Here is an 8,042-nt window from a genome sequence, read left to right on the forward strand (position 1 = left end):
GTAATATATAATTTTTACAAGCCACTGGGCGATATCGTCAAAGTGGCTTTTTTATGTTTTTTGAGGTTTAAATGTCTAGCAGCATTAGTGAGCAAATTAATCATCTTCGTACCCTATTAGAGCAGCACAATTATAATTATTATGTGCTTGATACCCCAAGCATTCCCGATGCTGAATACGATAGGCTATTACGCGAACTCAGTGCGCTTGAAACACAAAACCCTGAATTTTTATCTGCTGACTCACCGACTCAAAAAGTAGGTGGCGCAGCGCTTAGTAAATTTGAGCAAGTTGCTCATCAAGTGCCAATGCTATCGCTTGATAATGCGTTTAGCGAAGATGAATTTACGGGCTTTAATCGCCGAATAAAAGAGCGCTTAATGAGCACAGATGAGCTCACTTTTTGCTGTGAGCCAAAACTTGATGGGTTAGCGGTATCTATTATTTATCGTGATGGAGTGTTGGTACAAGCTGCAACACGGGGTGATGGCTTTACAGGCGAGAATATTACTCAAAATGTAAAAACAATTCGTAACGTCCCCCTTAAGTTGCGTGGCGACTACCCCAAAGAGCTTGAAGTGCGTGGTGAAGTATTTATGGACAGCGCTGGGTTTGAAAAGCTAAACAATGAAGCGCAAAAGCGTGGCGAAAAAGTATTTGTAAATCCACGTAATGCGGCGGCAGGTAGCCTACGCCAGCTAGACTCTAAAATTACCGCAAAACGCCCACTGATGTTTTATGCATACAGTACTGGTTTGGTTGCTGATGGCTCAATTCCAGAGGATCACTTTCAGCAATTAGAAAAGTTAACTGATTGGGGCTTACCCCTTTGTCCAGAAACAAAGCTGGTGGAAGGGCCACAAGCTGCACTTGATTATTATGATGATATTTTAACGCGTCGCAGTGAGCTTAAATATGAAATTGACGGCGTGGTAATAAAAGTTAATAAAAAAGCCCTACAAGAGCGTTTAGGCTTTGTAGCGCGTGCACCTCGTTGGGCTATTGCCTATAAATTTCCGGCGCAAGAGGAAGTCACTCAACTCCTTGATGTAGAGTTTCAAGTTGGTCGTACAGGTGCAATTACGCCTGTTGCTCGTTTAGAACCTGTGTTTGTAGGCGGTGTAACGGTGTCTAATGCAACGCTTCACAATGGTGATGAAATTGCTCGGTTAGGCGTTAAAGTCGGCGATACGGTGATTATACGCCGTGCTGGCGATGTGATTCCGCAAATAACACAAGTTGTGCTTGAACGCAGGCCCACCGATGCAAGAGACATTGTGTTTCCATCAGCTTGCCCTATTTGTGACTCCCATGTAGAAAAAGTAGAAGGGGAAGCTGTAGCCCGTTGTACTGGTGGCCTTGTATGCCCCGCGCAGCGCAAGCAAGCTATAAAGCACTTTGCCTCGCGTAAGGCACTAGATATAGATGGTCTTGGCGATAAAATTGTTGATCAATTAGTGGACCGTGAGCTTATAAAAACTCCGGCTGATTTATTTATATTAAAGCAAGGTCACTTTGAATCACTTGAACGCATGGGGCCTAAATCGGCTAAAAACTTAGTTACTGCTTTAAATGAAGCAAAAGCGACTACGCTTGCTAAATTTTTATATTCATTGGGTATTCGAGAAGCCGGTGAGGCTACGGCACAGAATTTAGCGAATCACTTTTTAACGCTAGAGAATATTATTAGTGCTAGTGTTGAAAGCCTCACACAAGTAAGCGATGTAGGCGATATTGTAGCATCGCATGTACGAGGCTTTTTTGATGAAGAGCACAATTTAGCGGTGGTCAATGCGCTTATTGAGCAAGGTGTTCATTGGCCTGCGCTAAGCGCACCGTCAGAGGATGAACAACCGTTAGCGGGGCTTACTTATGTACTTACAGGTACCCTCAATACGCTTAACCGCAATGATGCTAAAGCGCGCTTACAACAGCTAGGTGCAAAGGTGTCAGGTAGTGTATCTGCTAAAACTGATGCTTTAGTAGCGGGTGAAAAAGCCGGTTCTAAACTCACAAAGGCTCAAGATTTGGGGATAGACGTCCTCACAGAGGATGATTTAATCGAGCTCCTTAAAAAGCATAACGGCTAGGAAAGTAGTAATGAGCCAATACGGACCTCAATACTGGGATAAATACGGGAGTTATCGCACCCCTGTTGCGTTTCACTTAAGTGTAGTGGTGTTGCTGCGTGCTTATTTTATTTGGGTTATTGCGGCACTGAGCCGACGACCAGAGCTTGACTTAATGTCGTTATTTTTTAGGTCTAAAAGCGATTTTTTTATTGCTATTGCCATTGGCAGTATTGCGATATTACCTACGTTGTTATTTTGCTTGCGCCGCCCTCGCGATTCACATAGCGCCACTGACAGATTGGCGAGTATTTGGCGGCATATGCGTTGGCCATTAATTGTATGCGCGCTAATAGATTTAACGTGGCTAATAGTACAAGCGGCACATAGCCATTACCGGTTTTCACTTTTTTTAGCGGTGCAAATGGTTATTGTGTTTTGGGTGCTTTGGTATTTAGTTAAAAGTCGTTATTTAACCGTGTTTTTTAAAGATTGGCCTGAGCCAACAGAAAAAGCATCAGATGATAAAAAAGATCTTAAAAAGGATTCATAGTGGACTCAGTAAACAAAAAAATAGCATTAACCATTGCACTCATCGGTTTTGTGCTTATTGGTTTAATGTTTGCCTATGAACTATTTGAAGTTATTTGGTTTAAAGTATTTATAGGAGTTTGGGTGTTTGTGTTTTGCTCAAGCATGTATAGGCTTACACCACTATTTAAAGCGCGAAACCGTTTAGAGCACTTTGTTCAACGCGATGCGCAGCACTTACTAGTGTTTAGCTTAATGGGCTTTTTTGATAAAAAACATGGTCCAAATTGGCTGGTTATACAAAGCATTGAGCGCGTAGTGAGTAAAGATGACGAGCTAATTATTTGTAGCAATAATGACCGGCAACTAAGTGTTAGCTTACCCGTTAAAAAAGCGGAGTTAGAGGCGTTTATGCAGCGTATTTTTACTACTGCAGAAAAGCAAACTATTACCTTTGAACAAGCTTGATCGCGGCGTCATTCATCCACGTAACAATAAAAAGCTTTAGCCATATAACCTGACCTTTGTTTTATATAAATTAATTATCCAGAGTCCAGGTTATTCACCCTATTCGTAATACAGGTTTTCATGAGGTTACTATGTTGAAATGGAAAGATGTGATTAACTTTGCCAATAATGGCAACCCTGCACCCAGTAAAAAAGTCATTAAAACCGATGAACAATGGCGTGAACAATTATCAGAAAACGAATACTACGTAACTCGTATGAAGGGGACAGAGCGTCCTGATATGTCTGGCAGTTGTACATTACTAGAGCCCGGTAAATATGTGTGTGTTTGTTGCGATAATTTATTGTTTGATGCTGACGAAAAATTTGAAAGCGGAACAGGCTGGCCTTCATTCACTCAGCCAGCAACGATAGAAGCAATCGGCTATGTACGCGACGTCAGCCATGGCATGGAGCGTGTAGAGGTTGTATGCAACGTGTGTGATGCGCATTTAGGGCATATATTTCCAGATGGCCCACTACCAACGGGCCTTCGATACTGCGTTAATGGTGCAGCAATGAAAAAGCTTTAGTCTTTGAGGTTTAGCTTCATCTCTTTTGCTTGATTCATAATTTTATCTAAGCGCTGCGCTTGATCTGCTGGCAGGTCAGATTTGTCCAATAAGGCGTAGCATTTTTTAGCAAGTCCTATATTCAATGAGCTGCCACTTTGCTTGGTCGAATCAAACAAGCATTGTAATAAATTAAGTGCAATGCTTTGATTGCGTGGCATAACTCTAAACGCATGCGTAAATGCTTCAAGTGCTGTGTTTAATTGCCCTTTGTTAAATTGGGTTACCGCATGGTTATTAAGTTCTTTTGGCCCCATTTTAATATCACGTCGTTCGCTTTGTTGTTGCTGTATATAGCGTAAGTAGGTGGGTTCGCTGGTATTTGGGTGTCTTTCACAATGATTAATTATTTGCGAAAATAACATTTGCGCCTTTTGATGAAACCCTAGCTCATGAAAGGCTTTTGCTTTATCAAGCGCGCCATCTACTGAGCGTATTATTGAGTCGTCATCTTCTAATTGTTCAATGAGCTTTTTAGCTTTTTGATGCTCATCTTTTAAATAATGAAGCCGCGCATTAAGCACATCAATTTGCGATTGATTCGTACTGTTAGGAAATTGGGTTTTTAAATCGTTTATATATTTATTTGTCTGCCTTGAAATTCGTTGCACTTGATCAGTTTGATCTGTTGTTAACGCAAAATCGATTCCTGCTCGAGCCGCATTTAAGTAAATGTCGGGATGATCGTAAATAGAGTGCTTAGCAAAGTTTGCTATATCTTTTTGTGTAAGGTAGTTTTTTTCGTAGTCGTGATTAATTAACGAGACTGTACTTAACGATTTTTGACGCGATATATTACGTGGTGCAATTGTGGCAGCTTGGCTCAAAAAATCTTGTGCCAATTCAAATTGATTGAGTTTTATTTCTAACCGACCTAATAAGTCTAATGCAACAAGGCGGGTTTCTTGACGTTCTAGCATGGTTTTTAACATGCGCTGCGCCAAAATGTGCTCGTTGTTAGCTATAAGCGCTTCAACTAGCCCCACCTTTGCCCAGGCAAACTTTTGAATGTCGAGCACGGATTTAAAAAAATCTTTGGCCTCTTGAGCCCGTTTTAACCGAAGAAGAGCGTCACCTTTCAGGCGAAGTAAGATAGGGCTGTAATTATTGTCTTTTCTTTCAAGTGCGGCATCAATATATTTTACTGCTTTTGAATCATTGCCATCATCAATAAGCGTGTATACGGTTTGAAGATCGTGTTTGCGCTTTAAAATACGTTCAATTCGGGTTTTGAGTTCTTGCCCTGTAAAAGGTTTAACTAAAAAATCATCCGGTTGAAGCTCAAGTACACTGTGTACTAATGAGCCACTTGTTTCAGCTGAAATAAAGATAAAGCCAGTGGAGTTTTTTATAAGTTTTTTTACTCTTAGCTCTTCGTACAATTGGTAACCGTCTTGGTGTTTGTTTAAATTAAACGAACAAACAATTAAATCAAACGATTCACTTAAACATTGCTCTTTGGCTGAATTTGCATGATCGGCAAAACTCAACTGCCGAAAGCCGAGCCTTTCTAACGATTGTTTCATATAGCTTTGAGCAAGCGGTTGCTCTTCGACTATTAGTATTTTGGCTTTTGAAAATATCTTAGTTGGCATTGGCTTAAGCGTTATCACTTTTAACACAGACTATAATCAACAGTTTAGCTGCTTACAAGAGAATTTAAATGCTAGCTGTATTTATTAGGTAATTAGGTTTAACTAATACGTTTATATGGTCATAAAGTGTCATTTTTATCCAGTGCTGTAATAACGGGTTATGTACGTATTTGAATAGGTACTAAATAATAGGTCGTGGTTAATCTGTTATTACTAGTAAAGAAGGGGGGATGCTCTTTTTTATAATAGATTTAATTATTCGAATAAGAATTTAATAAAAACAGGAAAGGAATTAAAAATAGATATTGAGGAAGTATTTATATGTGGTGGGTGATACTGGACTTGAGCTAGTGATCTTCACCATTATTTGTAAAGAAAGGCGATGCTCTTTTTTATAATAGATTTAATTATTGGAATAAGAATTTAATAAAAATAGGAAAGGAATTAAAAATAGATATCGAGGAAGTGTTTATATGTGGTGGGTGATACTGGACTTGAACCAGTGACCCTCGCCTTGTAAGGGCGATGCTCTCCCAACTGAGCTAATCACCCACATATAATAGGTATTACTTTTTTAAAATTATCAATTAATCGCTTAGTATAATTTGGTGGGTGATACTGGACTTGAACCAGTGACCCTCGCCTTGTAAGGGCGATGCTCTCCCAACTGAGCTAATCACCCAAATTATATATTTAATATGCACCATTCTAAAAATGGTGGGTCGTACTGGACTTGAACCAGTGACCCTCGCCTTGTAAGGGCGATGCTCTCCCAACTGAGCTAACGACCCATATTAAATTTTAAAACGCGACTATCAATATAATAGATTTATATGTGGTGGGTGATACTGGACTTGAACCAGTGACCCTCGCCTTGTAAGGGCGATGCTCTCCCAACTGAGCTAATCACCCACATATAAATTAAAACGCTACTATTAAAATAAATAGTACTGGACTTTAACCAGTGAAGCTCGCCGTTACTTGGAAGTAGCGGTTATGCTCTCTTTTTTCTAAACTGAGTAATGACCCATTTAGATTTTTGTAATATGCACCATTCTGAGAATGGTGGGTCGTACTGGACTTGAACCAGTGACCCTCGCCTTGTAAGGGCGATGCTCTCCCAACTGAGCTAACGACCCATATTACATGCTACTACCTGTAGTAAGTAGTACTGGACTTTAACCAGTGAACCTCGCCATCTTTTATAAAAAGCGGTGATGCTCTCTTTTCTTGTAACTGAGCTAACGACCCATATTACAATTTAAACTACTATTTTTATAATAGGTTTTATATGTGGTGGGTGATACTGGACTTGAACCAGTGACCCTCGCCTTGTAAGGGCGATGCTCTCCCAACTGAGCTAATCACCCACATATAAATTAAAACACGACTATTAAAATAAATAGTACTGGACTTTAACCAGTGAACTTCTCTGTTACTTGTAAGTAGCAGTGATGTTCTCTTTTTCTATATGAACTTAGCGTCCGTATAGAATTTAGATGCGAACACTTTTAAAAGTGGTGGGTGATACTGGACTTGAACCAGTGACCCTCGCCTTGTAAGGGCGATGCTCTCCCAACTGAGCTAATCACCCGCATCTAAACAACATCACATTGCTGCGTTGTTGTGGGGCGCTATTATAGATAGAGTTGAAAATGTGTCAACACTTGAATGACAAAAATGTACTGAATGAGGGTTTTATAAACAACAAGATATGGCGGGCGTCTATTTTATAGTCAAAACATGTTCGGTAGCGTAATTGTGTGGTGTATTTGTAGTGTTTATAAATCACATTAGTGGCTAATCTAGTTTTTAGAGGGAATATACAAGCGATCACTTTTCATTGTTGAACATTTAAACCTTCTTTAATAAGAATATATATTTTGTTACCTCTCTAAAAAGTCATAACAAATAAAATAGAAAAAGTATTTTAAAGTGCAATTATAAAAAGCATATGTGTTTTACTGCATTTACCCAACTGGCCTGTTGATATGAAAGTGCGATGTTAGGTCGGTAATTTATAAATTATATTTGCAATGTTTGAATTGCATATAAATGTATACCTTTTGAGGGTAGGGTAGTGAACTACAATTCACTGACTAGCAACGCTACATAAAATAAAAGTGTAGGGGAGTCGCATTAGGGCAATGATTTTAATCAAATTGTGTTTTTTAGCATGCTTGATAGCCAGTTTGTTGAAAATTAAACCATTTAAATAAAGCTGGATAAAAAACTGTTGACTTTATTTTAGGTGGTGCATAGAATGCGCCCCGCACTAAGCAATACACGACGTAGTTATTACGGCGAGTGTTGATAAAGTTGGGGCTATAGCTCAGCTGGGAGAGCGCTTCGCTGGCAGTGAAGAGGTCTGCGGTTCGATCCCGCATAGCTCCACCAATTATTAGTGTTTGTCCTAGGGTAGCAGTTTTCTGCGTCCCCATCGTCTAGAGGCCTAGGACACCGCCCTTTCACGGCGGTAACAGGGGTTCGAATCCCCTTGGGGACGCCATCTAGTTTTAAGCTAGAGGTGGTTTTACCAAGAGAATAGCGTAACAATTAAAGCTCGAGTCTTTAATTGTATTATATGCATTACCTTAGCAACTCATGATGTGAGTCAAACTCATCAAATGTCCTAGTGACACATTTATGTGTCCCCATCGTCTAGAGGCCTAGGACACCGCCCTTTCACGGCGGTAACAGGGGTTCGAATCCCCTTGGGGACGCCACTTACTATTTAATAGTTAGTGCAGTGTTATTAAGAAGCTCGT

The 8,042-nt window shown here is 40.0% G+C and carries 5 protein-coding genes and 10 tRNA genes; 7 read left to right on the top strand and 8 right to left on the bottom strand.

Annotated elements, in window-relative coordinates; genetic code table 11:
* Positions 1–71: 71 nt before the first annotated feature.
* The 4 genes from ligA (at position 72) to msrB (ending at position 3,640) form a co-directional block, all read left to right on the top strand.
* Positions 72–2,090, top strand: coding sequence for an NAD-dependent DNA ligase LigA (gene ligA / locus AC27JL_RS03945; protein WP_008133100.1), 2,019 nt, complete (start codon positions 72–74; stop codon positions 2,088–2,090).
* A gap of 10 nt (positions 2,091–2,100) precedes the next feature.
* The gene (locus tag AC27JL_RS03950; protein ID WP_487194845.1) at positions 2,101–2,622 is read left to right on the top strand and encodes a DUF2919 domain-containing protein; all 522 of its coding nucleotides are present in this window, start codon (positions 2,101–2,103) and stop codon (positions 2,620–2,622) included.
* On the top strand, positions 2,622–3,068 hold the full coding sequence (locus tag AC27JL_RS03955; protein ID WP_487194846.1) for a hypothetical protein: 447 nt from the start codon (positions 2,622–2,624) through the stop codon (positions 3,066–3,068). Before AC27JL_RS03950 ends, AC27JL_RS03955 begins: the two co-directional genes overlap by 1 nt.
* 131 nt (positions 3,069–3,199) lie before the next feature.
* The gene (gene msrB, locus AC27JL_RS03960) at positions 3,200–3,640 is read left to right on the top strand and encodes a peptide-methionine (R)-S-oxide reductase MsrB (RefSeq protein WP_006794529.1); all 441 of its coding nucleotides are present in this window, start codon (positions 3,200–3,202) and stop codon (positions 3,638–3,640) included.
* Here msrB and AC27JL_RS03965 read toward each other — a convergent pair.
* The 8 genes from AC27JL_RS03965 to AC27JL_RS04000 all read right to left on the bottom strand — a co-directional run bounded on the left by AC27JL_RS03965 (position 3,637) and on the right by AC27JL_RS04000 (position 6,868).
* Entirely contained in the window at positions 3,637–5,274 is a 1,638-nt protein-coding gene (locus AC27JL_RS03965; RefSeq protein WP_006794530.1) for a response regulator, read from the bottom strand. The two genes, msrB and AC27JL_RS03965, sit on opposite strands and share 4 nt — an antisense overlap.
* Positions 5,275–5,750: 476 nt before the next feature.
* Positions 5,751–5,826, bottom strand: a tRNA-Val gene (locus AC27JL_RS03970).
* A gap of 54 nt (positions 5,827–5,880) precedes the next feature.
* Positions 5,881–5,956 (bottom strand) — tRNA-Val (locus AC27JL_RS03975).
* A gap of 33 nt (positions 5,957–5,989) precedes the next feature.
* Positions 5,990–6,065, bottom strand: a tRNA-Val gene (locus AC27JL_RS03980).
* A gap of 45 nt (positions 6,066–6,110) precedes the next feature.
* Positions 6,111–6,186, bottom strand: a tRNA-Val gene (locus tag AC27JL_RS03985).
* A 151-nt stretch (positions 6,187–6,337) separates the two neighbouring features.
* Positions 6,338–6,413 (bottom strand) — tRNA-Val (locus tag AC27JL_RS03990).
* Between the two features lie 155 nt (positions 6,414–6,568).
* Positions 6,569–6,644 (bottom strand) — tRNA-Val (locus AC27JL_RS03995).
* A 148-nt stretch (positions 6,645–6,792) separates the two neighbouring features.
* Positions 6,793–6,868 (bottom strand) — tRNA-Val (locus AC27JL_RS04000).
* A gap of 727 nt (positions 6,869–7,595) precedes the next feature.
* Here AC27JL_RS04000 and AC27JL_RS04005 point away from each other — a divergent pair.
* The 3 genes from AC27JL_RS04005 to AC27JL_RS04015 all read left to right on the top strand — a co-directional run bounded on the left by AC27JL_RS04005 (position 7,596) and on the right by AC27JL_RS04015 (position 8,000).
* Positions 7,596–7,671: transfer RNA gene (locus AC27JL_RS04005), tRNA-Ala, on the top strand.
* A 36-nt stretch (positions 7,672–7,707) separates the two neighbouring features.
* Positions 7,708–7,783: transfer RNA gene (locus AC27JL_RS04010), tRNA-Glu, on the top strand.
* Positions 7,784–7,924: 141 nt separating this feature from the next.
* A tRNA-Glu gene (locus AC27JL_RS04015) sits at positions 7,925–8,000 on the top strand.
* The last annotated feature ends 42 nt before the right edge of the window (positions 8,001–8,042 follow it).

It is taken from the genome of Pseudoalteromonas sp. 4NS20-0020 (assembly GCF_057554385.1).

Bases quoted from the DNA above. Each gene is read 5' to 3' on its own strand.
- AC27JL_RS03950 (WP_487194845.1), top strand. From the start codon at position 2,101: ATGAGCCAATACGGACCTCAATACTGGGATAAATACGGGAGTTATCGC.
- ligA (WP_008133100.1), top strand. From the start codon at position 72: ATGTCTAGCAGCATTAGTGAGCAAATTAATCATCTTCGTACCCTATTA.
- AC27JL_RS03965 (WP_006794530.1), bottom strand. From the start codon at position 5,274: ATGCCAACTAAGATATTTTCAAAAGCCAAAATACTAATAGTCGAAGAG.
- msrB (WP_006794529.1), top strand. From the start codon at position 3,200: ATGTTGAAATGGAAAGATGTGATTAACTTTGCCAATAATGGCAACCCT.